General features: G+C 70.1%; 26 protein-coding genes. 5 read left to right on the forward strand and 21 right to left on the reverse strand.

All coding sequences use genetic code 11. The features are described 5' to 3' along the window. Positions 1–15: 15 nt before the first annotated feature. The 13 genes from ACF09C_RS19615 to ACF09C_RS19675 all read right to left on the reverse strand — a co-directional run bounded on the left by ACF09C_RS19615 (position 16) and on the right by ACF09C_RS19675 (position 13,131). Positions 16–657 (reverse strand): class F sortase, encoded by a 642-nt coding sequence (locus ACF09C_RS19615; protein ID WP_392093005.1) that lies wholly within the window; start codon positions 655–657, stop codon positions 16–18. A gap of 82 nt (positions 658–739) precedes the next feature. After that, positions 740–1,357 (reverse strand): hypothetical protein, encoded by a 618-nt coding sequence (locus ACF09C_RS19620; RefSeq protein ID WP_392092774.1) that lies wholly within the window; start codon positions 1,355–1,357, stop codon positions 740–742. Positions 1,358–1,445: 88 nt separating this feature from the next. Beyond that, positions 1,446–2,225, reverse strand: a complete 780-nt coding sequence (locus tag ACF09C_RS19625; protein ID WP_362427746.1) for an HAD-IIA family hydrolase — start codon at positions 2,223–2,225, stop codon at positions 1,446–1,448. Between the two features lie 81 nt (positions 2,226–2,306). Next, positions 2,307–3,842 carry an alkaline phosphatase family protein gene (locus ACF09C_RS19630; RefSeq protein ID WP_392092776.1) on the reverse strand — a complete coding sequence of 512 codons (1,536 nt, stop codon included), beginning with the start codon at positions 3,840–3,842 and terminating at the stop codon, positions 2,307–2,309. Positions 3,843–3,994: 152 nt separating this feature from the next. Then, positions 3,995–5,062, reverse strand: a complete 1,068-nt coding sequence (locus ACF09C_RS19635) for a 2-aminoethylphosphonate ABC transporter substrate-binding protein (RefSeq protein WP_392092778.1) — start codon at positions 5,060–5,062, stop codon at positions 3,995–3,997. A gap of 79 nt (positions 5,063–5,141) precedes the next feature. Further along, on the reverse strand, positions 5,142–5,939 hold the full coding sequence (locus tag ACF09C_RS19640; RefSeq protein ID WP_392092779.1) for an ABC transporter permease: 798 nt from the start codon (positions 5,937–5,939) through the stop codon (positions 5,142–5,144). Further along, entirely contained in the window at positions 5,926–6,822 is an 897-nt protein-coding gene (locus ACF09C_RS19645; RefSeq protein ID WP_392092781.1) for a 2-aminoethylphosphonate ABC transporter permease subunit, read from the reverse strand. The genes ACF09C_RS19640 and ACF09C_RS19645 overlap by 14 nt, the downstream gene beginning before the upstream one ends. Next, positions 6,815–7,876 (reverse strand): ABC transporter ATP-binding protein, encoded by a 1,062-nt coding sequence (locus tag ACF09C_RS19650; RefSeq protein WP_392093007.1) that lies wholly within the window; start codon positions 7,874–7,876, stop codon positions 6,815–6,817. Before ACF09C_RS19650 ends, ACF09C_RS19645 begins: the two co-directional genes overlap by 8 nt. 86 nt (positions 7,877–7,962) lie before the next feature. Then, a complete protein-coding gene (locus ACF09C_RS19655) occupies positions 7,963–8,655 on the reverse strand; it encodes a phosphonatase-like hydrolase (protein ID WP_392092783.1) in 693 nt (230 codons plus the stop codon). Positions 8,656–8,660: 5 nt separating this feature from the next. Beyond that, positions 8,661–9,797, reverse strand: coding sequence for a TIGR03364 family FAD-dependent oxidoreductase (locus ACF09C_RS19660; protein ID WP_392092784.1), 1,137 nt, complete (start codon positions 9,795–9,797; stop codon positions 8,661–8,663). 180 nt (positions 9,798–9,977) lie between these two features. Next, entirely contained in the window at positions 9,978–10,742 is a 765-nt protein-coding gene (locus tag ACF09C_RS19665; RefSeq protein WP_362427725.1) for a GntR family transcriptional regulator, read from the reverse strand. 69 nt (positions 10,743–10,811) lie between these two features. After that, positions 10,812–11,657 carry an LPXTG cell wall anchor domain-containing protein gene (locus ACF09C_RS19670; RefSeq protein ID WP_392092786.1) on the reverse strand — a complete coding sequence of 282 codons (846 nt, stop codon included), beginning with the start codon at positions 11,655–11,657 and terminating at the stop codon, positions 10,812–10,814. A gap of 148 nt (positions 11,658–11,805) precedes the next feature. After that, positions 11,806–13,131, reverse strand: coding sequence for an ROK family protein (locus ACF09C_RS19675; protein ID WP_392092788.1), 1,326 nt, complete (start codon positions 13,129–13,131; stop codon positions 11,806–11,808). On the opposite strand from ACF09C_RS19675, the gene ACF09C_RS19680 reads away from it, so the two are divergent. Both ACF09C_RS19680 and ACF09C_RS19685 read left to right on the forward strand, forming a co-directional pair. Further along, the gene (locus ACF09C_RS19680) at positions 13,130–14,212 is read left to right on the forward strand and encodes a Gfo/Idh/MocA family oxidoreductase (protein ID WP_392092790.1); all 1,083 of its coding nucleotides are present in this window, start codon (positions 13,130–13,132) and stop codon (positions 14,210–14,212) included. The two genes, ACF09C_RS19675 and ACF09C_RS19680, sit on opposite strands and share 2 nt — an antisense overlap. After that, a complete protein-coding gene (locus ACF09C_RS19685; protein ID WP_392092791.1) occupies positions 14,209–14,688 on the forward strand; it encodes a heme-degrading domain-containing protein in 480 nt (159 codons plus the stop codon). The genes ACF09C_RS19680 and ACF09C_RS19685 overlap by 4 nt, the downstream gene beginning before the upstream one ends. Before the next feature lies 1 nt (position 14,689). Here ACF09C_RS19685 and ACF09C_RS19690 read toward each other — a convergent pair whose 3' ends face one another. The 4 genes from ACF09C_RS19690 to ACF09C_RS19705 form a co-directional block, all read right to left on the reverse strand. After that, positions 14,690–15,547, reverse strand: a complete 858-nt coding sequence (locus tag ACF09C_RS19690) for a fumarylacetoacetate hydrolase family protein (protein ID WP_392092792.1) — start codon at positions 15,545–15,547, stop codon at positions 14,690–14,692. 137 nt (positions 15,548–15,684) lie between these two features. Further along, positions 15,685–16,407, reverse strand: a complete 723-nt coding sequence (locus ACF09C_RS19695; protein WP_392092793.1) for a YidC/Oxa1 family membrane protein insertase — start codon at positions 16,405–16,407, stop codon at positions 15,685–15,687. A 95-nt stretch (positions 16,408–16,502) separates the two neighbouring features. Then, positions 16,503–16,793: a DUF6412 domain-containing protein gene (locus ACF09C_RS19700; RefSeq protein WP_392092795.1), complete on the reverse strand. Its 291-nt coding sequence runs from the start codon at positions 16,791–16,793 to the stop codon at positions 16,503–16,505. Positions 16,794–16,847: 54 nt separating this feature from the next. After that, a complete protein-coding gene (locus tag ACF09C_RS19705; protein WP_392092796.1) occupies positions 16,848–17,636 on the reverse strand; it encodes a class E sortase in 789 nt (262 codons plus the stop codon). A gap of 63 nt (positions 17,637–17,699) precedes the next feature. Between ACF09C_RS19705 and ACF09C_RS19710 the strand changes: the two genes are divergently transcribed. After that, positions 17,700–18,710: an SEC-C metal-binding domain-containing protein gene (locus tag ACF09C_RS19710; protein WP_392092797.1), complete on the forward strand. Its 1,011-nt coding sequence runs from the start codon at positions 17,700–17,702 to the stop codon at positions 18,708–18,710. Positions 18,711–18,788: 78 nt separating this feature from the next. After that, positions 18,789–19,268 (forward strand): very short patch repair endonuclease, encoded by a 480-nt coding sequence (locus tag ACF09C_RS19715; RefSeq protein WP_392092799.1) that lies wholly within the window; start codon positions 18,789–18,791, stop codon positions 19,266–19,268. Here the strand turns inward: ACF09C_RS19715 and ACF09C_RS19720 are convergent. Together ACF09C_RS19720 and ACF09C_RS19725 are read right to left on the reverse strand one after the other, a co-directional pair. Beyond that, positions 19,179–20,411, reverse strand: coding sequence for a DNA cytosine methyltransferase (locus ACF09C_RS19720; protein ID WP_392092801.1), 1,233 nt, complete (start codon positions 20,409–20,411; stop codon positions 19,179–19,181). The genes ACF09C_RS19715 and ACF09C_RS19720 overlap by 90 nt on opposite strands. Positions 20,412–20,504: 93 nt before the next feature. Continuing rightward, positions 20,505–21,212 (reverse strand): HNH endonuclease, encoded by a 708-nt coding sequence (locus ACF09C_RS19725; RefSeq protein ID WP_392092803.1) that lies wholly within the window; start codon positions 21,210–21,212, stop codon positions 20,505–20,507. Positions 21,213–21,348: 136 nt separating this feature from the next. Between ACF09C_RS19725 and ACF09C_RS19730 the strand changes: the two genes are divergently transcribed. Next, the gene (locus tag ACF09C_RS19730; RefSeq protein WP_392092804.1) at positions 21,349–22,386 is read left to right on the forward strand and encodes a DNA cytosine methyltransferase; all 1,038 of its coding nucleotides are present in this window, start codon (positions 21,349–21,351) and stop codon (positions 22,384–22,386) included. Here the strand turns inward: ACF09C_RS19730 and ACF09C_RS19735 are convergent. Together ACF09C_RS19735 and ACF09C_RS19740 are read right to left on the reverse strand one after the other, a co-directional pair. Next, entirely contained in the window at positions 22,359–24,185 is a 1,827-nt protein-coding gene (locus ACF09C_RS19735) for a DEAD/DEAH box helicase (RefSeq protein WP_392092805.1), read from the reverse strand. The genes ACF09C_RS19730 and ACF09C_RS19735 overlap by 28 nt on opposite strands. Then, complete coding sequence (locus ACF09C_RS19740; RefSeq protein WP_392092807.1) at positions 24,185–25,621, reverse strand: hypothetical protein; 1,437 nt, start codon at positions 25,619–25,621, stop codon at positions 24,185–24,187. Before ACF09C_RS19740 ends, ACF09C_RS19735 begins: the two co-directional genes overlap by 1 nt. Between the last annotated feature and the right edge of the window lie 6 nt (positions 25,622–25,627).

A 25,627-nucleotide genomic window follows, 5' to 3' on the forward strand; every position in this document is an offset into this window, starting at 1 on the left:
ACGCACCCGCTCCGTTCACGCGCCCGCACCCGTACGCGCGCCCGTCAGATACGCGGAGACGACCACGTTCGCCGTGTACGCACCGGTCACGCGGTCGAAGGTGCCGCCGCAGGTGATCAGGCGCAGCTCGGCCCGGTCGGCCCGGTGCTGCCCGTACACCTTCGCCGCGTCGAAGCGGTCCCGGGGGAAGACCCGGACGTCGTCGACGGTGAATTCGGCGACCGATCCGTCCGTACGGGTCACCCGGACCAGGGCGCCGGGGCGGGCGGCGCTGAGGCCGTAGAAGACGGCGGGCCGGGTCTCGGTGTCGACGTGACCGACGAAGAGGGCCACACCCTCGGCACCCGGCTGCGTGCCGGGACGGAACCAGCCGACCGAGTGGGGCATCTCGAACGGCGGCGGGTCGACCGCGCCCGACGCGTCCAGACCGCGTCCGACGACCGGCGCGGTGATGCCGAGCGAGGGGATCTCGACCCGGCGCGGCTCGGCGGGCGCCAGGGGCCGGTGCGCCGGGGGAAGCGGCGCACCGAGGGGGCGGCCGACGGCCGCGATATCGCCGGTGGAGGGAGCCGAGGCACCCCCGGGGCCGTCCGCGATCTCCCGGCCCCAGAGCCAGAGCCCCAGGACCAGGACCGCCCAGGCCGCACCGGTCACCATCCGCCCGTGGCCCGCCCCGGACCCGGACCCGCCGCCCGCCTCCGGGTCGGACCCGGTCCCGGGGGCGGACCCGGCGGGCACGTCAGTCGCCCGCGCGGCGGCGGCGTGCGCTGCGGAAGGCGACGGCCACCGCCGCGACCGCGGCGAGACCCAGGCCGACCAGGGTGTACGGCGTGCCGAGACCGTTCGCGCTGGTGGTCTGGGCGACACCCGGTGCCACGGGTGCCGCCGGGACCGCCAGGGCGGCGCCTCCGCCACCGGCGCGGACCGGGGCGTGCGGGCTGGGGTGGTGCGTCGGCTGGTGCGTGGGGTCGTGCGTCGGCTCGGGCTTGTGCTTCTCGACGTGGACCACGCCGACGTCACGGTGCTCACGGCCGTCGCACGTCACGCTGACCTTGTAGCTGCCGCGTTCGAGGTTCGACTTGATCGTCGTGTCGCCGAAGAGCGGGTAGTCGCCGCCGTCACGGCCGGTGAGCTCGGCGTCGGCGACGAACGCCTTCGACTTGGCGGCGCCGGTCGTCCCCTTGCAGCCCTGCACGCGGACGTCGACATCGGCACCGGGCCGGGCGGTGGACGGGGTGACCGTGGCGACGACCTTGGCCTTGTCGTTGTCGCCCGCGAAGGCGGTACCGGCCGTGGGTGCCAGCACCAGAATGACGGCCGCCCCTGCGGCACGGAGAGCAATGGGACCTGAACGCATCGTGACCTCCTGGTAATGGCAGGGTCACCCGGTTCGCCCGCTCCCGCATCCGCAGGGGTCCGGTCGGGTGTTCGACCTGGGGTCCGTGTCAGACCCGGTCGACGATGTCGGCGATCGAGTCGACGATCTTGGAGGGGCGGAAGGGGAAGCGGTCGATCTCCGCCTGGGTCGTCAGTCCGGTGAGCACCAGGAAGGTCTGCATGCCCGCCTCCAGACCGGCCAGGATGTCGGTGTCCATCCGGTCGCCGATCATGGCGCTGGTCTCGGAGTGGGCGCCGATCGCGTTCAGGCCGGTGCGCATCATCAGCGGGTTCGGCTTGCCCGCGAAGTACGGCTCCTTGCCGGTGGCCTTCGTGATGAGCGCGGCGACGGAGCCGGTGGCCGGCAGCGGGCCCTCCAGGGAGGGGCCGGTCTCGTCGGGGTTGGTGCAGATGAAGCGGGCGCCTGCGTTGATGAGCCGGACGGCCTTGGTCATGGCCTCGAAGGAGTACGTCCGGGTCTCGCCGAGGACCACGTAGTCGGGGTCGTGGTCGGTGAGGACGTAGCCGATGTCGTGCAGCGCGGTGGTCAGGCCGGCCTCGCCGATGACGTAGGCGGTGCCGCCGGGGCGCTGGTCGTCGAGGAACTTGGCGGTCGCGAGCGCCGAGGTCCAGATGTTCTCCACCGGCACCTGCAGGCCCATGCGCGCGAGGCGGGCGTGCAGGTCGCGGGCGGTGTAGATGGAGTTGTTGGTGAGGACCAGGAAGGGCTTCTCGGTGTCCCGCAGCTTCTTGATGAACGCGTCGGCGCCGGGGATCGGAACGCCCTCGTGGATGAGGACACCGTCCATGTCGGTGAGCCAGGATTCGATCGGCTTGCGCTCTGCCATGTGCGGGGACTCCTGCCGTACAGAAATCGTGCGGTGTGCTGGGGACGCCGCGACAGCGCTGTGGCGACGCCCCCAGAGTAATCAAGAGGTCGTGACCTTGACCCCGTCGATCACCCAGTACCAGTTGTTGGAGCCGGTGTAGCGGAAGCGGAAGCTGACGCTTGAGGCGCCCGCCGGGACGTTCACGGTGAGGGACTGGGGCTGCGAGATCACGTCGGAGGTGTAGCTCTTGACGACGGTCGGGGTGCCGCCGTTGAAGACCGCCTGGACCTGGGCGCTCTGGCTGCCCTCCTGGCGGTAGAAGGTGGTGAAGTCGAGGGTCGCCCGCGTCTTGCCGGAGACGCTGTACGCCGGGGTGACCAGCGTCGAGTCGTACGTACCGGAGAAGGACTTGTCCGCCCACTCGTCGGAGTCGGCGACGGCGAAGACGCCCCGGGCGCGGACGTTCAGCTCGCGGGACTGGTCGCGCTGGGTGCGGGACCAGAACTCGTCGGTGGCGAAGGCCCAGCCGCGCCACTCCGTCATGCCGCCGGTGCCCATCGCGTTGTTGATGACGGACCAGCCGCTGGGGGCGGTGTGGGTGAAGCCGAGGACGCCGGCCGGTATGCCGGTCTCGTCGACCCGGCCGGTGAGGCTGGGCTGCAGCGCGTCGAAGGGGTCGGTGGAGCGCTGCTGTATCGGCTTGCCGTCCAGGCCCCAGGCCGGGTCGGGCACGATGCCGAGCTGGTGGAAGACGGTCGCGGCGACGTCCACGAGCCGGGTGTCGATCGGGCGGGCGCCGGCCGCGATGCCGGGGCCCTGGGCGAGGACGAAGGTACGGCGCTCCTCGATGGCGGAGCCGCCGTGGCCGCCGCCGTCGGTGTGGCCGTGGTCGGTGGTGACGATGACCGTCCAGCGCTCGGTGGCGTAGGAGGGGCGGGCCTTGATCGCGGCCAGGAGGCGGCCGAGGTAGCCGTCCTGGACGGCGATGGCGTCGAGGTACTTCTGGCTGGCGGCGCCGTAGGAGTGGCCCATCTCGTCGGTCTCGCCGAAGTAGACGAAGAGGACGTCCGGGTTCTGGTTCCGGAGGATGTCCTCGGTGGCGTCGGTGATGACCTTGTCGTTGACCGCGTAGTTGTTGTTGTAGACCAGCTTGGCGTCGGCGCCGGGGGTGACCGTGCCGTGGGTGTCCAGCTCGGGCCAGTCGACGGCGGCGAAGAGCGAGAGGTCGGGGCGGACCTGGTTCAGACGGGCCAGGAAGCCGGGGTACCGGCCGTAGTTCTTGCCGGTGAAGGTGTTGTCCTTCACGCCGTGCTTGTCGGGCCAGACTCCGGTGGAGATCGTCGACCAGCCGGGGCCGGAGGAGGTGGCGGCCATCGGGTTGGCGTAGAGCAGCGACAGGCCGTACGTGCCGTTCGTCATCAGGGACTTGAGGGTCGGCGCGTTCGCGGCGTCGATCCGGTCGTGGCGCAGTCCGTCCATGCCGACGACGAGCACCTTGTCCTTGCTGGTGCCGTTCGGGAGCGTGGGCGCGGCGGCCTGGGCGGCGGGGGCGGTGGCGACGCCGGTGGCGGCGAGGGCGGCGGTGGCACCTGCGGCGGCGAGCACGGTGCGGCGGGGAATGCCGGTGATCGGCATCTCGGATCCTCCGTAGGGAAGGGGGCGAGGACGCGCCAACGCCCCCGATTCCTCGGGGGCGTTGGTCCGTACCCGTTATCTTTCCGCGATGAACGGAGGTGTTCCAGGGGTGGTGAAGTGAACTCTTGGCGGCCGGTGGTTGGCTGCCGGTGTCAGCTTCCGGTGGCCGTCTTCCACGCGTCGACGTACGTGGTCAGGTTCTTGTCGATGTCGGCCCAGTCCGGCTCGAAGATCTCGACGCCCTCGATCAGCTTCGCCAGCTCGATGGCGTTGGCATCGGTCGCCTTGACGTCCTTGCGGGCCGGGAAGCCGCCACCGACGGCGCTGACCTCGCGCTGGGCCTGCTCGGCCAGCATGAAGTCGAGCAGCTTCTTGCCGTTCTCGCTGTGCGGGGCCTTGTTCACCAGGCCGGCCGCGTACGGCAGGGCGAAGGTGGTCGGCTTGCCGCCCTCCTTGGCCGGGAACCAGATGGCGAGGTTCGGCATGGACCTGGACTGCGCGAAGTTCATCTGGACATCGCCGTTGGCGACGAGGATCTCGCCCTTGTCGACCTTGGGGGCGAGCTTGGAGGTGGAGGAGGACGGGCCGACGTTGTTGGCCTGCAGCTGCTTGAGGTACGCCATCGCCGGCTCCTGGCCGCCGAAGTCGTGCATCGCCTTGATGACGACGGCCGTGCCGTCACCCGCGACACCGGGGGTGGAGTACTGCAGCTTGTTCTTGAACTTCGGGTCGAGAAGCTGCTCCCAGGTCGTGGGGGCCTCCTTCAGCTGCTGCTTGTTGTGGATGAAGCCGAAGTAGTTGTTGACGACCGAGGTCCACTTGCCGTCGACGGCCTTGTTCGCGCCGTCGACCTGCTCGGAGCCCTTCGGCGTGTACGCCTGGAGCAGCCCCTTGGAGTCGGCCTGCTGGATGAAAGGCGGCAGGGTCACGATGACGTCGGCCTGGGTGTTGTTCTTCTCGCGGACGGCGCGCTGCACCATCTCACCGGAACCGCCCTCGACGTACTTGACCTTGATGCCGGTCTCCTTCTCGAAGTCGGCGAAGACCTTGTCGTACCAGCCGTCGCCCTTCTCCCCCTTGAGGCCGTCGGCGCTGTAGACGGTGACGACCTTCTCGTCGGAGGCGGCGGAGGAGCCGCCGCAGGCGGTGAGGGTGGCGGCGAGGGCGAGGCTGCCGGTGACGGCGGCGATCGGCTTGACGAACTTGGACGAGGTACGCATAACGTCGTTCTTCTCCTGAGGACGGGGCGACTTACGGGGCGACTTGTCGAGCGACTTGTCGAGCGACTTGTCGGGCGACTTATCGGTAGGACGCTTTGGTGCGGATACGGGAGACCGCGAGCAGGACGATCAGGGTCGTGGCCATGAGGACCACGGCCAGCGCCGAGCCGGTGAAGAGGGATCCACGATCGGTGGCGGTGAAGATCAGCACCGGAAGCGGCAGCCAGTCCGGCGGGTAGAGCATCATCGTGGCGCTCAACTCGCCCATGGACAGGGCGAAGCAGAGCCCGGCCGCCGCGTTCAGGGACGGCAGCAGGAGCGGCAGCTTCACCCGGAGCAGGACGTACGCGGGACGGGCACCGAGGCTCGCCGCCGCCTGCTCGTACATCGGGTCGAGACGGAGGATGGCCGCCGAAACCGACTGGTAGGCGAACGCCGTGACAAGAACGGTGTGCGCGAGGATCACGATCCAGCGCGTGCCGTTGAGCAGCACGGGCGGCTGCGAGAAGGCGACAAGGACGGCAAGGCCGACGACGACCGAGGGCACGGCGACCGGCAGCATGAACAGCGCGTCGAGGAACCGACGGCCGTTCTTCCGGAGGGAGTTCGCCACCAGGGCGGCCCAGGTGCCGACGGTCAGGGCGAGCAGGCTCGCGGTGACGGCGGTGATCAGGCTGGTGGTCAGCGCCCGCAGCGACTCGCCGCGCACGGCGGCCGTGTAGTGCTCGGCGGTCGGCCCGGAGGGGAAGGCCCCGGACCAGTGGGTGGCGAACGAGGCGGCGAGGATCACCAGGAGCGGGAGGGCGAAGAGCGGGACGAAGAGGACCGCGAAGAGGGCCCAGGTCGTCCACCTGCCCGTACGGCTATGCACCAACACGGCGGCTCACCACCCGGTAGAGGCCGTAGAGGCCCACGGAGATCGCGACGTTGACGACGGCGACGACACAGGCGGCGGCGTAGTCGGATTCGAGGATGGCCTTGCCGTAGACGAGCATCGGGAGGGTCGTGACGCCCTTGGCGCCGGTGAAGAGGACGATCCCGAACTCGTTGAGGCACATGACCAGGACGAGGCTGCCGCCGGCGGCGAGAGCGGGCAGCGCCTCCGGCAGGATGACCTGCCGGATGATCCGGGCCGGCTTCGCCCCGAGCGAGGAGGCGACCTCCAGCTGCGCGGTCTCCAGCTGCGAGAACGCGGCGAGCAGGGGGCGCATCACGAAGGGCGTGAAGTACGTGATCTCGGCGAGGAGGACGCCCCAGGGCGTGGTCAGGAACTGGAACGGCCCGGTCTGCGCGCCCGTGAGGTCCGTCCACAGGCCGTTGCCGATGCCCACCGTGCCGTAGAGGAAGAGCAGGGCGAGGGTGATGAGGAAGGAGGGGAAGGAGAGGAAGACGTCGATGAACTTCGACACCGCCTTCCCGCCGGGGAACGGCACGAACGCGATGATCAGCGCGAGCGCGAACCCGAGGACCAGACACCCGACGGTCGACCCGACGGCCAGCCACACGGTGGTGACGAGCGCGTCCCGGAAGGCCTCCGAGGAGAACACGTCGGCGTAGGCGCCGGGGGCGAGGGACTCCTGGACGACGAGCGCGAGCGGGTAGAGGAAGACGAGCCCGAGGACCGCGACGGGCGGCAGGGCCCAGACCCAGGTCGGCACCTTCCGTCCGCTGCGGGGCGTCCGGTCCACGGGGGCGGGACCGGCGGGCACGGCCGCACGCTCCCGCTCGGCCGTGAGGACCGGCGCGCCGGGGCTACCCATCGGACACCCCGGCGCCGAGCAGCACCCCGTCCTCCGGGGCGAAGTGCAGGGTGACGTGGTCACCGAGCGCCGGGGTCTCCCGCAGCTCGCGGACGTCCGCCTTCAGGCGGTGCCCGTCCACGTCGACGTACAGCCGGTGCGTGGACCCCCGCCACTGCACCTCGGCGATCCGGCCCCGCAACGCGTTCGGGCCGTCGCCGAGGCCGATGAGGTGCGGCCGTACGCACAGGGTGGCGGCGGCGCCCGGGGCCACGCCGTCGGTGGCGACGGCCAGTTCGGTGCCGGCGAACCGCACGGCCCCCGCCCCGACCGTCACCGGCAGCAGGTTCGCGTTGCCGACGAAGGAGGCGGTGAACTCCGTACGGGGACGGCGGTACAGGTCCTGCGGGGTGCCGCAGTCCTGGAGCCGGGCCCGGTCCATGACCGCGATCCGGTCCGCGAGGGTCAGCGCCTCGACCTGGTCGTGGGTGACGTACAGGATGGACACGTCCGGCAACTCGCGGTGCAGCCGCGCCAGTTCGGCGAGCATCCCGGAGCGCAGCTGGGCGTCGAGCGCGGACAGCGGCTCGTCGAGGAGCAGGACGTTCGGGCGGATGGCGAGCGCCCGGGCGATCGCGACGCGCTGCTGCTGGCCACCGGACAGCTCGCGCGGGTAGCGCTTGGCGTAGGCCGCCATCCCGGTCATCTCCAGGGCCTCGGCGACCCGGCCGGGGATCTCGCCCTTCGGCGCCTTCTGTGCCTTCAGGCCGAAGGCCACGTTGTCCTCGACCCGCATGTGCGGGAAGAGGGCGTACTGCTGGACGACCATGCCGATCCCCCGCTTGTGCGGCGGAAGGGCGGTGACGTCACGGTCGCCGATGAACACCCGCCCGGAGGCCGGCCGCACGAACCCGGCGACGGCGCGCAGGGCGGTGGTCTTGCCGGATCCCGAGGGGCCGAGGAGGGCCATGACCTCGCCGGGCTCGACGGTCAGGTCGAGGGAGTCGAGGACGGTGGTGCGGCCGTAGGCGACGGAGACGGCGTCGAAGCGGATGCCGCTGCGCGGGGCGGGCACCGTGGTGGCTCGGCCGGGCGCCCTGTCGGCCGGTCCGGGCGCCGTGGTGGCTCGGCCGGGCGCCGCGGTGGCCGGTCCGGGCGCCGTCACCGGTCCGCCTCCGCCCGGGCTATCGCCGCCGGCAGGTCCGCGACCGACCCGAGGACGTGCGTGGCGCCGTGCTCCTTGAGCGCCGCCTCGTCGTGCGCGCCGGTCAGGACGCCCGCGACGATCCCGGCGCCGGAGCGGACTCCGCTCAGCATGTCGTACGACGTGTCGCCCGCGACCGCGACGTGCCGGACGTCGCCGACGGCTCCGGTACGGAGGAACGCGCCGAGGACCATGTCCGGGTAGGGGCGGCCCCGGCCGCCCGCGTCCGCCGGGCACAGGGTCAGCTCGACCAGGTCGCGCCAGCCGAGCGCGTCCAGGATCGCGTCCTGGGTGACCCGGGCGAAGCCGGTGGTCAGGACGACGGTCCTGCCCTGCCCCTTCAGCTCCTCGATCGCCTCGGCCGCGCCGGGGATCGGCGCGATCAGGCCACCGGCGACCAGCTCGCCGTACGCCTCCTCGAAGGCGACGTTGGCCTGCTGGGCGCGGTTCTCGTTGCCGCCGAAGAGGTGCCGGAAGACGGAGATCTTGGACTCGCCCATCGTGGCGCGGACGTAGTCGATCATCGTGGCCGGGTCCTCGCCGAGCCGCTCGGCGGCGGCGGAGAAGGCCCGCTCGACGAGGCCGCCGTCGGCGACGGTGGTGCCGGCCATGTCGAGGACGACGAGGTTGTACATGAGGTTGTCGGTCATGGTGTTCACCAGCCCAGTTCGTCAGCGGTCGTTTCGGCGATGGCGGGCGAGCAGGTCATGCCGCGTCCGCCGGGTCCGGTCACGAGCCACACGCCCTCGCGGACCTTCTGGCGGTGCACGACCCGGGTCGTGTCGGTGCACTGCGCGTACACGCCCGCCCAGCGGCGGCGGATCTTCGGCAGCGGGCGGCCGAGGAAGGACTCGACGACGCGGACCAGGTGCTCGTAGGGGTCTTCGAGGGTGTCGAAGGCGAAGGGGTGCTCGTACTCGTGCGTGTCGCCGATGGTCAGTCCGCCGTCGAGCCGCTGCACCATCAGGAGCTGCATCTTGTGCGCGGCGGCGGTCGGGTCCTGCGCCTGGCCCGCGTTGAGCGCGTCCAGGGCGTCGGACGTGTACGCCGGGTAGTAGCGGAAGGAGTCGGCGTCGGCGACGGAGGTGGTGAGCGGCTCGCCGAGCGGGTCGGTCTGCATCATCTGCAGCCGGACCTTGCGGACCGGGATGTCGCCGGCGATCTCGCGGACCAGGCCGCTGAGCGCGGCGCCGGTGGCGAGGACGACGGCGTCGCCGGTGTGGACCTCGCCGCGGTCGTCGCGGACGGCGGCGTTGCGCATGCCCTCGGCGCCGGAGACGTCCCGGACCTCGCGGTTCGGCAGGAACGTGTACGTCCCGGAGGCCAGCAGGGCCTTGCGGAGCGCGAGTTGGGCGGTGCGCGGCTCGACGGCCGCGTCACGCTCGCAGAACAGGGCGGCCTGGAAGTCGCCGCGCAGGGCGGGGTTGATGCGGCGCGCCTCGTCGGGGTCGAGCAGCTTGTAGCCGCGGGCGGCCGCGTCGGGGCGGGCCAGGGCGGCCTCGGCGACGGCCAGTTCGAGGTCGTTGCGTACCGGCGTGAGCGAGCCGATGGCCCGGAAGCCGAGCTCGGGGACGCGGGCGCCGATGGACTCCCAGAGTTCGCGGGCGCGCAGCGCGGTGTCCAGCTCCTCTCCGCCCGCGCGGCCGCTCACCCATATCTGGCCGAAGTTGCGGAGCGAGGCCCCGCGCGCCTCGGCCTCGCGCTCGATGTGTACGACCTCGTGGCCGCGTTCCACTGCGTGCCAGGCGTGCATGGTTCCCACCACGCCGGCTCCTACGACGATCACCTTCATGCCGTTCACGGTCCTGGGGGTTGGTGACCCGGAACGATCCGGTGGGGAACGGGACGGTGAACGGGGCGACAAGGTTGGCCTAGACCCGTTACCTTCTTGTGACCTTAAGGGCCTCGTGGTGAGCGGCCGCGCGGGGACGACTCAGGGGCGCCTCGGGGGCGGCTCGGGGGCGGCTCGGGGTCAGCCCTGGTGGCCGAGGTGCGCGGTGAAGCTGAAGCGATCGCCCCGGTAGAGGGTGCGGACGCGCTCCAGCGGGCTGCCGGAGGTGTCCCGGGAGATCCGGTGGATGAGCAGCATCGGCAGCGCGGGCGGGGTGCCGATGAGGAGCGCCTCGCGGGGCGTGGCGAGCACGGTCTCGATCCGCTCGTCGGCGTCGCCGAAGGTGATGGAGAGCTGCTCGCGGAGGTAGCGGTAGAAGGAGGAGTCCGGGTCGAACTCGCTGTCCAGGCGCGGCGCACGAGCCACTGACACGTACGTGCTCTCCAGACCGACCCGCTCGTCGTCGGCGAGCAGGACCCGCTCCATGTGCCAGACGGGCTCGCCCCGTCGTACCCCGATCTCGGGCGCGAGGGCGTCGGGGCAGGGGAAGCGGTCGAGCGTGATGAGGGTACGGCCGGGGGTGCGCCCCTGCCGCCGTACGCCCTCGGTGTAGCTGGCGAGCGAGAGCGGCTGCTCCAGCTTCGGCCCGGCGACCACGGTCCCGCGCCCCTGGCGGCGCAGCCGGCCTTCGAGGAGCAGCTCGCGCAGGGCCTGCCGGACGGTCTCGCGGGAGACCTCGTACCGGACGGCGAGGTCCCGCTCGGTGGGCAGGAGCCCGCCTTCGCCCAACTCGTCTATCAGCGAGGCGACCTTCGCCTTCACCGCGTAGTACTTGGGGATGCGGCCGTGCTCGGGGATGCCGGAGCGGATGGGTGCGCCAGGTGCCTGGTCGTTCGGGTAGTCCACCGGGGGATGCTCGCAGATGGGAATGAACGGGAGGGTGTACGGAGGGTGGCGCGGCGGTTCGGGGCGCGCTCAGGCGGTCCGGCGCGTGCGCCGGGCCGCGACGAGCAGGACCACGCCCGCGACCAGCAGCGCACCGGAGACGGGGAGCAGGAGGGCGGTCGACTCGGCGCCGGTCTCGGCGAGTTGAGGCGGGGCGGGCAGGGGAAGGCGGGCGGGCGGGCGCGGCAGGCGCGGCAGGCGGTCGGTGTCACCGCGCGGCGGGGCGGTCCCGGCGGGAGCGTCGGACTCCGGGTTCTCTCCGGCGCCTCCGGGCGCGATGGTGAGGCGGTAGTCGCCGGACTCGCCGACCCAGTCGCCGTCATCGCCCTGCCGCTGCACGACCGCCGCATTGGCCACCACCTCGTTGGGCGCGGTGCCCTCGCGGAAGGCGAGCCGGACGCCGACGGCGAGGGTACGGCCGGCGGGGACGGAGAAGCCGGCGAAGGGAGGGAGGACGGGGATGGCGGCGGGGCCCGGCGTGTCCGCGAAGACGCCGACGTTCTCGTCCTCCTCGGTTCCCTCGAATGTCACCGGACGCCAGCTCCGGGCCTCGGAGTCGTAGAAGTCGAGGCGGATCTGCCCGGGTTGGAGCACACGGTCGCGGTCGGCGAGGGCCAGGACCGGGTGGATGCCGTGGCAGGGCTCGGTGGTGGTGTTGGTGAGCTCGACCTCGAAGGTACGGAAGTCGGCACCGGGGACGTACGTACCGGGCACTCCCTGGATCCGGGTGTCGATGGGGAAGTCCGGGTCCGTCGCCCGGCCGCAGGTGGGACTCGGGCCCGGCTGGGCCGAGGACGGGCCGACGGTGAGGGCGAGGACGGCGGTTCCGGTCGTGGCCGCCGTGACACCGAGGGCGAGGGCGTTGCGCAGTCGCATGGTCGGGTGCCTTTGCTGCTCGCGGGCGTACGGGACGGCCGCGACGCTGCCACACGGGCGGGGCGGGTCCGGGCTGCGACGCGGGGCACGCCCCCGGACGGCCCGCGCATTCCACCCGATCAGCCGATGTCCCTATCCCCCTATCCCCCTATTTACCGAAGATCGGAGCGATGATCAGCTGCGCCGCGCCCTCCGCGACGGCGCAGGGAGAGGTGGCACCGCTGACCGGCGTGTCCAGGCCCGCCCCGGCGAGGACCGCGCCGACTCCGCCCACGAACGCCTCGGGCTCGCCGGCCACGACCCGGCCGCCGAGCACGACCCGGTCGATGTCGAGGAGCCGTACGAGGTTCACGGCACCCGTCCCGAGCACGCGCGCCGCCTCGGGCACGTCACCGCGCGCGACGGCCGCCAGGCAGAGGGCCTCCAGGCAGCCGCGCCCGCCGCAGCCGCAGGGCGGCCCGTCGAGCAGGACCGTCTGGTGCCCGAACTCCCCCGCCCCGGTCCTGGCCCCCCGGAGGAGGGCACCGCCGAGAACGAGCCCGGAGCCGAGGCCGGTGCCGAGGTGGAGGTACGCGAACGAGTCGGCGGCGCGGACCGAGGAGCGGAGGGCGAGTCCGAGGGCGGCGGCGTTGGTGTCCTTGTCGAGGGCGACGGGAAGCCCGAGGCGCCGGGCGAGCTCCGCCCGGAGCGGAACGCCCTCCCACTCGGGAAAGCCGGTGACGCGCCCGGGCGTACCGGAGAGATGATCGAGCGGCCCGGGCATGGCGACCCCGAGCCCGAGGAGTTCGGCCGCGACGGGGCTCGTACCCGCACTCAGCGCGGCGCGCGTGCCCCCACCCTGCGTGCCCCCACCCTGCGCGGCACCGGCCTCGGGAACCACCGCGTCCGTGCTCCCCGCCTCGGGAACCACCGCGTCCGTGCTCCCCGCCTCGGGGACCACCGCGTCCGCGCCCGCGCCCCCCGCCGCTCCGGGGAGCACCGCGCTCGTCACCGCACCGACCTCACGCGCCACCGCGTCGAAGACGGCCTCCGCCCCCGCGCCCAGGTCCAGCGGTGTCCGCCGCGCCGCGACGCGTACCCCCGCCAGGTCCACCAGGACGGTCGTCAGCTCGTCGCGGTCCAGGTGGACGCCGACCGCGTACGCGGCCGAGGGGACGAGGCGCAGGACGGTAGGGGGCTTGCCTCCGGTCGAGGCGCGCCGACCCGCCTCCCGGACCAGCCCCTCCCCCCGCAGCCGGGCCGTGATCTTGCTGACCGCCTGCGGGGTGAGGCCGGTCCGTTCGGCCAGCTCCAGGCGGCTGATCCCGGCCTCGCCCGCCGTGCGCAGCAGGTCGAGGACGAGGGCCGCGTTGTGGCCGCGCAGGGCGGGCAGATTGACTCCGGCGTCCGACCGAGCACGCCTTACTTCCCTGTTCACCACCCCATTGTCACCCCCGCTTGCACTTTGGCAACAGCGTTGCTTAAGTGGAACCATGACCGACACCGCCCCCGCCCCCCTCCGCGTCGGACTCGTCGGCTACGGCCTCGCGGGCTCCGTCTTCCACGCCCCGCTGATCGCCGCCACCGAGGGCCTCGTCCTCGACACGGTCACGACCGGCAACCCCGAGCGCCAGGAACAGGCGAGGGCCGCACACCCCGGCGTACGGATCGCGGACGCGCCCGAGGAGCTGTGGGCCCGGGCGGACGAACTCGATCTGATCGTCGTCGCCTCCCCCAACAAGACGCATGTGCCGATCGCCACGGCCGCGCTCACCGCAGGGCTCCCGGTGGTCGTGGACAAGCCGGTCGCCGGGACGGCCGCGGAGGCGCGCGGGCTCGCCGCCCTCGCCGAGGAGCGGGGCCTGCTCCTCTCGGTCTTCCAGAACCGCCGCTGGGACAGCGACTTCCTGACTCTGCGCGGCCTGCTCGCGGAGGGCGCACTGGGCGAGGTCCAGCGCTTCGAGTCCCGGTTCGAGCGCTGGCGCCCGCAGCTGAAGGGCGGCTGGCGCGAGTCGGGCGCTCCGGAGGAGATCGGCGGTCTGCTCTACGACCTGGGCAGCCATGTCGTCGACCAGGCCCTGGTGCTCTTCGGCCCGGCGGTGCGGGTGTACGCCGAGTCCGATGTGCGCCGCCCCGGCGCCGAGGCGGACGACGACACGTTCCTCGCGATCACGCACGCGAACGGGGTGCGCTCCCACCTGTACGTGAGCGCCACGACGGCCCAGCTCGGCCCGCGCTTCCGCGTCCTGGGCTCGAGTGCCGGCTTCGTGAAGTACGGTCTCGACCCCCAGGAGGCCGATCTGCGCGAGGGGCTGCTCCCCGGGCCGGGCGTGGCGTGGGGCGTGGAGCCGGAGTCGCTGTGGGGCCGACTCGGTGCCGGCGAGTCGCCGCTGACCGGCGGCGGGCTTCCGGTGGAGTCGGTGCCGGGCGACTACCCGGCGTACTACGCGGCCGTCGCCGCCGCCGTCCGGGGCGACGGCGCGAACCCGGTGACGGCCCACGAGGCCGCGGCGGCCCTGGACGTGCTGGAGGCGGCGCGCCGCTCGGCCCACGAGGGAATCGCGGTGAACCTGTGAGCGCTGACGCCGTGAGCGAGGTGGAGGCCCTGGAGGCCCAGGAGCGGAACCTGATCCTGCCCCGATTCACGTACGAGGACGCCTGGACCCTGGGCACACTCCTCGTCCGGCTGGCACGCGAGCGCCGGGCGCCGGTCGCGATCGACATCCGGCGCGGGGCGCAGCAGCTCTTCCACTGCGCGCTGCCGGGTTCGAGCGCGGACAACGACGCCTGGATCGACCGCAAGCGCCGGGTCGTGGAGCGGTACGGCGAGAGCTCGTTCCTGGTCGGCGCCCGCTTCCGGGCGAAGGGGACGACGTTCGAGGACTCCTCGCGCCTCGACCCCGACCGGTACGCCGCGCACGGCGGTTCGTTCCCGATCGCGGTCGAGGGCGCGGGGGTGATCGGCTCGGTCACGGTGTCGGGCCTGCCGCAGGCCGAGGACCACGCGCTGGTGGTGGAGGCACTGGAGCGCCTCCACCGACCCGCTTCCTGACTCAGGCGTCCTTGAGCTCCTGACGCTGACGCCCGAGCCCGTCGATCTCCAGCTCCACGACGTCACCGGCGCGCAGGTACGGCTTGGGCTCGGGCTGCCCCATGGCGACGCCGGCCGGGGTGCCGGTGTTGATGATGTCGCCGGGGTACAGGGTCATGAACTGGCTCACGTACCGGACGACCTCCGCGACCGGGAAGATCTGGTCGGAGGTGTGGCCGTCCTGCTTCAGCTCGCCGTTGACCCAGAGCCGGAGGCCGAGGGCCTGCGGGTCCGGCACCTCGTCGGCGGTGACGAGCCAGGGGCCGAGCGGGTTGAAGGTCTCGCAGTTCTTGCCCTTGTCCCAGGTGCCGCCGCGCTCGATCTGGAACTCGCGCTCGGACACGTCGTGGGCGACGGCGTACCCGGCGACGTGGGCGAGTGCCTGCTCGTCGGTCTCCAGGTAGCGGGCGGTGCGGCCGATGACGATGGCGAGCTCGACCTCCCAGTCCGTCTTGGTGCTGCGGCGCGGTACGAGCACGGTGTCGTCCGGGCCGACGACGGTGTCGGGGGCCTTGAGGAAGACGACGGGCTCGGCCGGGGCCGCGGCACCGGTCTCGGCGGCGTGGCCGTGGTAGTTCAGCCCGATGCACACGACCTTGCCGATGCGGCCGACCGGCGGGCCGATGCGCAGACCGGTCGCGTCGAGCGCGGGCAGCACGCCGGCGGCGAGGGCGGCGCGGATCCGGTCGAGGGCGGGCCCGTCGGCCAGCAGGCTGCCGTCGACGTCGCCCACCAGGGCGGACAGGTCGCGCAGCGTGCCGTCCTCGTCGAGGAGGGCGGGACGTTCGGCACCCGCCGGGCCGACTCGCAGCAGCTTCATGGTCTTCTCCCTGTGGTCGAGGTGGGCCCGGAGTGCGGCCCTACAGATCCCCGGCCGATGGGTTGCGGCCATCGGAGGTTGGTCGATCCTCCAAGAGTTCGGACCACTCTGCAAGACCCCGTTCACGGACTGGACCCTTACGCACCAGTAGCAAGAGCGCCCGCCGGAGCCTGGTCGCGGAAGAGGAGGGCCCGCTCGAAGACGGTCCAGGTGGTGCTGGTGACGACGTAGAGCGCGGCGGCGAGCGGCACGACGACGACGGTGATGAGGGTGGCGAAGGAGAGCAGCGGCATGAGCTTGTTGATGGTCTGGGCGCCGGGGGTGTCCGGGAGCCCGGTGTTCAGGGGCTGGGCGGCGAGCTGCCGCTTCGTACGCCGGAAGTTGAACGTGGCGACGGCGCCGACGATCGCGAACAGCACCAGGTACACGACCCCGGCCGGCCCGAAGACGCCGCCCGCGGCGAGGGCGTCGGCGTAGTGGTCGCCGAGCGGGGCGGCGAAGAGGCTGTGCCCGGCCATGCGGTCGCCGGAGAACAGGTGGTACATGAGGAAGAACGCGGGCGCCTGGAGGAGGCTCGGCAGGCAGCCGGCGAAGGGCGAGACCTTCTCCTTGGCGTGCAGCTCCATGACGGCCTTCTGGAGCCGCTCGGGGTTCTTGGCGTGCTTGGCGCGCAGCTCGGCGAGCTGCGGGGCGAGCCGGACGCGCGCCTTCTGGCCACGGGCGGCGGCGCGGGAGAGGGGGTGGACGGCGAGCCGGACGACCATGGTGAACAGGACGATGGCGGCGGCGGTCGCGGTGGTGGCGAAGAGCGGCTGGAGCAGGTCGGCGAGACGCTCGACCAGGGTGGCGAAAACGGACATGGGGACCCTCCGGGGTCGCAAGTGCCGGAAAAGAACGAAAAAGCTCGGCACGACGAATCCGCGCAGGGTGGATCAGAGAGGGGACGGGCTGATCCCTACACGGCCGCCGGAAGGAGGCGTCCGGGTGCCCGGGGCCGACGGCGCCCGGAGGCGTCGGGGTCGCGTTGGGGCAGGAAGGCGGTGCGTTGCTCGCGGTCGCGCAGGGCGGTGCGTACCCGGGTGGGGGGCACGGGCGCGGGCGCGTGGGCGCCGATGAGGGCGCAGACGACGCTGGTCGCGGCGAGGGCGACGGCGGCGGAGAGGCTGGATCCGTCGGAGAGGAAGAGCTCGCCGAGGGCGAGGAGGAAGAGGAGGGGAGCGGCGAGACGCAGCAACAGACGGCTCAAGACGACTCCTCTCTCCGTAGCTTCCGAACAGACCGAACAGACCGAACAGATCCGTTATACACGCTTGGCCCAGACGACGAGGCGGTAGGCGGAGCTGAACTCGGGAGTGCAGGTGGTGAGCGTCAGGTAGGCGCCGGGCTCGGAGTAGCCGTAGGAGGGCTTGACGAGGGAGCGGGGGACGGGCTGGATGACGCCGGTGTCGCGGGGCGAGGTCTGGGCGAGCACCCGATCGACGACGTACTCGTACGAGGCCCCCCGGGTCTGCACCTCGATCCGGTCCCCCTTCCTGAGCCGGTTGATGTAGCGGAAGGGCTCGCCGTGGGTGTTGCGGTGCCCGGCGAGCGCGAAGTTGCCGGTCTGGCCGGGGCCGGCGGTATTCGGGTAGTGCCCGACGTACCCACGATCGAGGACGGACCGCTTGGAGACGCCACGGGCGACGGGGGCGGTGAGGCCGATGCGCGGGATGCGGATGATGGCGTAGGCGGGGGTGTCGGGGCGCCCGGCGCCGCCGGAGGCCCGGGACGAGTCGGTCGGGTCCGGGCTTGGCGAGGGGCTACGGGGGCTACTGGGAGAAGGCGCGGCGCCGGACTCCGGCTCCACGACGCTGGGGAACTCCCCTTCGTCCCCGCTCCGGAACTCTCGCTCAAGGACGCGCACCTGCTCGCCGGCGTCGGCGCGGGCCTGCTGGTTGGTCCACCACAGCTGGTGGACGACGAGCAGCATCAGGACGACGCCGCAGGTGACAACGGCTTCGGCACCCACCCACAGCACACGGGCGGGCGTGCTCCGCACCCCGCGCGTCTGGACGACGACCGGCACTCTCTCCCGCACCCTGGCCCGCACGCGGGGCACGATAGGTGCTGAGGCGCCAACTCTCCAGGGCCGTACAGCAGTACGGTGGTCGGCATGCGTCCCGACATGCCTGCCGACCACACCACCGAAGCCGAGCGCCTGCTGCGCACCGCCGCGCGGTATCCCGAGGACCGGGAAGCCCTGCTTCTCCAGGCGGCGGCCCACCTGGAACTGGCGGGCGACCGCGAACGGGCGACGACGCTGTACGACGAACTCCTGTCGTCGTCGCCGGCGAACCCGCACCTGATCAGGTCCCTGAAGGCGGCGAACCTCTGGGAGTACGGCCACGAGGCGGAGGCGAGGGCGATCATCGAGGGCCTCCGTACGGCGATGCCCGCGGAGGCGGGGCCGTGGGAGATCATGGCGGAGACGCTGGAGGCTCACGACGAACTGGAACTGGCGGAAGAGACAGCGACGCAGGCCGCCACGCTCCTGACCGGCGAGGCTTCAGACCAGGACCTCCCCCACGCCACCCAATCCCTCCTGGTGACCCGGCACAGGATCCGCCGGATGCTGGCGCTCCCGCACGACGACTGGGACACCCTGGCGGACACCCTCCACACGGCGGCGGTCCCCCTGGACGAGCTCCACGACCCGAAGCGCCTGTGGTCCCTGGGCTCCTCGGACCCGGCGGAGCTCCAGGCGGAGATCACCCGCCTCCGCACCGAACTGGGCTCCTACCGCACGGCCCTCTCGCGCCCCTTCCCGGTGGCGGTCCTCCACTGGCCGGAGGCGGAACTGGACGAGCTCCTCGCCTCGTACCCGGAACTGGAATCCGAGTACCCCACGTACCGCGCCCACCTCACGGACATCGAAGCCTCCCTCCGCGAACTCGCCGCCGCCGGCACCCCCAACCTGGGCATCGTCCCGGCCACGGTCCCCTCCTACGAAGCCTTCGCCGCCTCGGAATCCTCCTCCCCCGCCAACGCCGACCTCCTCCCCCAGTACGCGACGACGCTGGCAGCCAGGGGCCGCGCAACGGCTTGGCCGCCGGCACGGGGGGCGGCTTGCTGGTGCGGGTCGGGCCGGACTTATGGGGAGTGCCACGGGGGCGGAGAGCACTGAGCGCCCCTCGGGAAATTCGCACTTCAGCTCCGTCGGGTGAGGATGGAGATGTGATCGAAGAGAGCACGGGAGCGGGAGATGAACGATCCCCAGCCATGGGTCCCGCCAGAGGGTTCTTGGGCGTCATCCGCTGGGCGTCGCCGCAACATGCAGGCGATTCGCAGCAGGGACACCAAGCCAGAGCGGCTGCTACGTCGGCTACTCCACGCTCAGGGATTGCGCTACAGGGTTGCTGCCAAGCCTCTACCTGATCTTCGGCGAACTGCGGACATCGTTTTCCGTCCGGTCAAGGTGGCCGTATTCGTCGACGGCTGCTACTGGCACGGCTGCCCTGAGCATTACGTTCCGCCGAGAACCAACCCCGGATATTGGTCAGGCAAGGTCGCGGGCAACATAGCCCGCGACCGGGACACTGATCGCCGCCTAACGGATGCCGGCTGGACGGTTCTGCGGTTCTGGGAACACGAATCACCCGAGGAGTGCGCGGGCACTGTCCTCGGCGTCGTCCTCGACCGCCGACAGAGGTTGCTGGAGAGGAAGCTGACCAGCAACGAGTGACGGGTCGTCCTCGGGCTCGAAGTCAGGGCTGGGATCTTCGTGAAGCGGACCAGTCCGGGACAGCGCTTCCCTGATGCACTCTCCGACAGCAGCGGCGACGGGCGGCGGGAATGCGTTACCCACCTGCCGGTAGCGTGCTGTCTTCCCACCACCCTTGAACTCCCAGTCGTCGGGGAAGCCCTGGATAAGGGCCGCCTGGGCGACAGTGAGCTTGGGCCCACGCTCCAGCGTGCCGAGGTCTCGGCCGGGGTCGACCATCTTGTCCTCATCGTTGGCTACGCCCATACCGTCGACGCCGAGCGCTTCCCAGGCCTTCTTCGCACGCGTAGGGCCGAGATCGGCTCCACCGTGCTTCTTGGAGCCGCCAACGAGCGTAGGGGCGACACCCTGCGAGGCCTTGTCCAGCCAGTTCGCGTATCGCGGGGAGTCCGCACCACCAAGCCTGCGCATCATGGAGGGCCACAACTTATCGGCCACCGTTACCAGTTCATCCTGTGGCTTGGGCCAGTCAAAGCCTCGGTACTCATCTTCACGGATCGCAACGAGGATGGCTCGGGGGCGGAGCTGAGGCACACCAAAATCTTGCGCCTCCAGGACTTGCCAGCCGCAGATCACGTATCCGGCCTTGCGAAGCCGGTTTTTGATGTGATTCCGGTAGTAGCGAAACTTCCGCTCGGGCTCAAGCAGTCCACGCACGTTTTCGATCATGACCGCGCGCGGCAGGAGCTCCTCAACAAGGTCAAGCATCTTGGGGAAGAGATCGCGCTCGTCCTCGCGGCCAAGCTGCTTTCCCGCCGCAGAGAAGGGCGGGCACGGAACACCACCCGCAAGAAGATCAAGCTGCCGAGGCTTGATCAGCTCCACACCCTCCGATACGTCACGCCTCTCCTCATACGCATCAGGAGCGGACACCTCCTCAAGAGGCCGGAACTCCTTGACGTCTGCCTCGCGAACCAGGCAGTGCTCCTTCTCCCAGCTCCACTCTGGCCGGTTCTCGATGTTGTACCTGAGTGTTTCCGCGGCGTGCTTGTCGATCTCGACCAGCGCAAGGTGCCGGAAGCCAGCTTGGTGAAGCCCTACAGCTTGGCCACCGGCACCCGCACAGATCTCAATCGAGGTCAGCTTGCGGTCGGCGGTACCCATGGGCTCCTCCTGGTGCGATGTTTACAGACACGCAAGTGTCGCATCCCGCACCGACAGGAATCACGAGACCGGCCCGCACACCTCGCCCTGCCCCTAGCGCCGCATGAGCGTCTCCAGGTCACCCTCCAGCTCCTCGCGGACCGCAGCGGGCAGCTGGCGGTACATGCCCCACGCCTTTTCCGCAGCGCTGAGCGGCCGGCAGTCGGCCTTCATCCAGACCAGCAGGTCGCGCTTGCCGCGACCTGGCAGCTCCTTGATCCGGTCCCAGACCTGCTCCTTGGTCATCTGCACGCCAGTGAGGTGTTTCACTGTCTCGTTGCAGCGGGCACACTCCGTGATCAAATCTTCAGAATTCGCCCCGCTGCCGGACTGATGTGGACGCACATGGCCGAGGGTGAGCCGCGCACGAGTGCCAGGCTCGTCCGCATACTCCTCGCCGGCAGCGACTCCGCAGCGCCGGCACATGTGGCCGTCCCTCTCGTAGACATACCGCCTCGTCTTCGCGCTGATCTGCCGCAAGCCAGCTGCGCGATACTCCGGCTCCCAGATCGGCAAGCCGATCTTCTCCAGGTACAGCTGGTCGGGCTGGAGGCTGGGCTTGTCGCGGTAGGTCAAAATCGACCAGTCAGCAGGACGCAGATCGCGCATGCGACGGTCCACTTGCTCCGTCCCCTTGACCGCCTCGCGGATCGAGGCCTTAGAAAAGACCCCTCCCTCCCCCACCTCGTCGCGGAGCCACAGCGCCACACGCACACGCGCACCCAGCGATTCATTCCGCCAGCTCATCCCTGCGTCGGTCACAACCCCACCAATCATCGCTCAAAGATTCGAAATGTAACCCCTTCGAGTGAAGAGGGTAGCTTGCCGCCACTTGCCGCGGCAAGTGGCGGCAAGCTGCACTGCAGTACGAACCCCTGACGCCGAGGGAAGACTCACCGTGCCGACCGCGCCTCCTGCCAGCCCAACGCTCCTCTGTGTCGAAATCTGCGCCGGCGCCGGAGGACAGGCTCTGGGGCTTCACGCTGCCGGGTTCCGACACCTGTCGCTCGTAGAGCAGGACGAGGACGCTTGCCGGACACTCCGCACGAACAGACCCTGGTGGAATGTGGTGGAGGCAGACGTCCGGAGCCTTGATCGCAAGTCACTGCGGCCAGACTCCAAACCGCTCGACCTCTTCGCGGCGGGCGTCCCCTGCCCGCCGTTCTCCATGGCCGGCAGTCAGCTCGGAGCCGAAGACGAACGCGACCTCTTCCCTGTGGCCATCTCATTTGTCCGTGACCTCAGGCCCCGATCAGTGCTGATCGAAAACGTCAGGGGACTCCTTCAGGAAAGGTTCGCAACATATCGGGCCCGCATCCTCGACCAGCTCACCCAGCTTGGGTACACAGCGGGGTGGCGGCTGCTCTACGCCTGCGACTATGGCGTGCCCCAGCTCCGCCCACGGGCGGTGCTCGTCGCTCTGGAACAACGTGCGTTCCCGCACTTCCGATGGCCAGATCCCACCGCCAGTGCATCCCCAGCTCCCTTTGTGGGGTCCGTGCTCCACCAGTCGATGGCCTCCCGGGGGTGGGAACTCGCCGATGCCTGGGCACAGCAGGCGCAGCGCATCGCGCCCACGCTCTGCGGCGGCTCACGCAAACACGGCGGCCCAGATCTCGGCCCCTCCCGCGCACGGCAGGCCTGGGCGGAGATGGGTGTCAACGGCTCTGGCATTGCCGACGCACCTCCGGCACCAGGGGACCCTCTACCGGTCAAGCTCACACTTAGCCAGATGGCGCTCCTGCAAGGGTTCCCTGGGGACTGGGTATTCGCCGGACGTAAGACATCCGCGTACCGGCAGGTGGGCAACGCCTTCCCGCCACCGGTAGCGGAAGCGGTGGGCCGAGCCATCGCTGATGCACTGGCGCGGGCTTACAGCACCACCCCGCCCCGCCCATCACGAAGCGATCAGCCCGTTGCACGCACTCCCATGTGACTCAGCAGGGCCTCCATGTCGCTCGGGGCGAGCCCGGCAGCCACCGAGGGCTCCTCCTCAAGGTCCGCGAGCTGCTGTACGGACGGGTCATCGAGGATCTTGCCCATGAACTCAAGCTTCTGTTCCATCCTCGTCATGACCACCTCATCGATCGTGTTGCGGGCCACCAAAACCGTGGCGTTGGTGTCCGTGTCAGGCGCCAGTCCAAGACGGTGAATGCGATCCATACTCTGAAGGAAGCGCCCAGCCATGAAGTCCCGGTCCACGTATACGGCGTCGTGACAAACCTGATGCAAGCTGATGCCCTCGCCTAGAGTGGCGGGGTTTGAGACCAGCACCATGCAGTCCGGGTCCTCTCGGAAGCGGCGCAGCTGCTCTTCCCGGTCTGGAGTACCGCCGTACACCACCGCGGGACCAAACTTGGCCAGCAGCCTTTCCAGCGTGGCAAGGCTCCTGACGAATGTCGTCCAGACCAGCGTCTTGCGGCCTCTCTCCGCATTCTCGGCAACAATGAACGCAGCTTCCTGGTACTTCGGGGACATCTCGTGGTCCGGCAGGTTCTGCATCAGCGAGTACAGCGAGCTTCCCTGCGGCACGTCCAGCGGGGGCAGTTGGTAAGCAAGCGGGTCGTAGCGGTTCGCGCCTTCCGTCAGGAGAGCGGGGCAAACAGCAGCCATCAGCAAGCGCAGGGCAGTCTTACCCAGAGCACTGAGGTCATCCCGGACCGCGCCGCTGCCCTCACCCCCGACCAGCGAGGTGTAGATCTCCTCATGCAGTGGCGGCATGTCGACGTAGCGCATCTGGAGCGACATTGGCGGAAGACCGAGTTCCTGCTTGGTCGTACGGGTGAACAACGGTCGCAAGACCGTGCTCGCGTAGGCGAGATCGCCGCCGGCTACCGCCTGTGTCACGGTCCTCTGCCCGTGCCCAGGCCAGACAAAGCCGAGAAGATTTTCCAAGTCCTTCGCCCCGTTGGGGGCTGGCGTACCGGTGAGGATCAGCCTGCGCCGGGCAAGGGGGCCGAGCGCCATACAGGCAGCACCGTACGTCCCACGGGCACCGAGCTTCATACGGTGCGCCTCGTCAAGGATGATCATTGATGGTCCGGCCTTTAGCCAGGCCGCGAGCATCGTAAGCGAACGGTCCAGCCGTTCATAGTTGACGATCAACACCTCCGCCCACTGGTCGTAGGCCTTGTCCAGAATGTCGGTGCGCAGAGGGTGTCGGAAGCAGACAGCGCTCTCGTACTGCCACGACTCGTACGCGGACTTCGGGCAGACAATAAGCAGTCGGCTAGCCTTCCCCTGCGCCTTTTGCGTGGCGTACACGGCGAGGCCAACACGAGTCTTACCGGCGCCAGGAACGCTGAAGTTGGCACCGTGCTGAAGCGACAGCAACTTCGCGACATCCCGCCGTTGAAAGTCGCTGAGGTCGGCTTTCCATTCCTCACCGAGCAGGAAGGGCACTTCGTCGGAGAGGACTTCTCCATGGTGGTCCGGAGAGTCCAAGCGCTGCTTGACCGCCTGGGCGTCCTGAAGGACTCCAACCACCAGCTCCTGCAGCTCTGGTGCCCACTCAACTCCTGCCGCATGTGGCCAGGAGGAGAGTGCGTTAAGCCCCCCAAGCAGGTCATTGAGCTCAACAGCGGCGGCGAGGGGGCCCAGCTGGCCGCCCGAACGGAAGCGGGCGGCCAGCTGGACGAGATCGTCTCGGTAGTCATCAGTCGTCCGGAGGACGACCTTGGTACGGGTCTCATCAAAGTCGAGGCGGAGCGAGACCGTGGCGGTAGCCTCCGTCATCAGGAAGCCTCCAGGGCGACGGCCTCAAGCAACCAAGCCACGCCGTCACCAGGCGTCGCGGTCCCGCGACCCGCCTGTTGGGCAAGCTTGCGGAGACTCGCCCGCAGCTTCAACACTGCTTCGTCGAACGCCTCTTCATCGAGGCTGCGCGAGGCCCGCGCCTGCACAAGCTCAACAACAGTCTGGTCGATGTTGGCACAAGCGTCGGCGAGCCGGGCAGGCGCAAGCTGCTTACGCTTTTTCAGGCGGGCATCACGGCCAGCCGCGTCAATCGCCTTGTCGAAGGCGTCCTTTGCCCCCTCGAAGACATCCTGAGCCTTGCGCCTATCCTCCTCCGGGACCAGGGTTCCCGATGTGCCGACCGTCGCCTTGGCACGCAGCACCTTGTCGTTGAGCGCGCGAGCCACGGATACCGCGGAGGAGGCTCCCGGCAGCGTCACCCCGCCCAATCCCGGCACAGTGACGGCTGCCTGCTCCACCGTCGGCTCGCTGAAACCGGCCGGGATCGTCTGCGAGAGGTACCGGTCCCGGAAGCTCTCATCGATGTGCCGCACATCAGTCTTCGCGAACCCCAGGGTGATGGCGGCCATCCGGAGCTCCTTTAGAACATCCGCTCGGTCAGGCTCAGCAGCCGCAAGCTTCTCGTAAGCTCGGTGCAGTTCCTTGAGCTTCTCCTGGTGGTCTTCGAAATCGACCAGCCTCAGCCCGATGCCGCCACCATTCTTACTGCGGTCGATCTGCTCCCGGATGGTGCTGAGAATCCAGCGCTCCTGCTGGAAGGTGGACACCCGGATACGGAAGTCCTTGGCGATGGCCTCGGGCGTCCGCCCCAGCTTCGCCTGCTCCTCCATGGCGAGCAGGCGGTTGATGTACGAATAGTCTCGCCGGTGGTCCCGGCGGAGCTGCAGAGACAGCTCCACCGCGTCGATGTCCGCCCGGGTGAACGACTCGGGAAGAACACCCACCCTCATCGTCTGCTGACCAAGCTCACGAAGTGCAGCCGTACGCGTGTTGCCGTTGACCAGGATCCCGTAGTGCGTGATGAGGCCGGGGTCGTTCTGCCCGAACTTTTCGAGGTCTTCCTTAAGCTTGTCGAAGTCCGGATCCCGCCGGCTCGGGTTGGCCGGATCGGCCTGAAGGAGGAACTGCAGGTACTCCTGGCTCTCCCCTCCCCAGGGGTCGTTGCTCAGCGCTTCATCCTTGGCCGGGTTGTGACTGCGCTGCGCCCGGATGCGGTGCGTACTGGGGTTGAAATAGACGGCGCCGATCGGACAGTCGATCACTTCGCAGTGCAGCGACTGACCATTCCAGTCAACCGTAACCGTTTCCCGGGTGCTCCCGGAGTTCTTCACATCGTCAAGCCGCTTCTTGACCAGCTCACTGAACTCATCAGCGCGCGGCGGCGGCGGAAAAGCCTGCGTCATCTGCTCCTGCATCCCCTC

The organism is Streptomyces sp. NPDC014870, from assembly GCF_043081505.1.
In the GTDB taxonomy this organism is placed as follows: domain Bacteria; phylum Actinomycetota; class Actinomycetes; order Streptomycetales; family Streptomycetaceae; genus Streptomyces.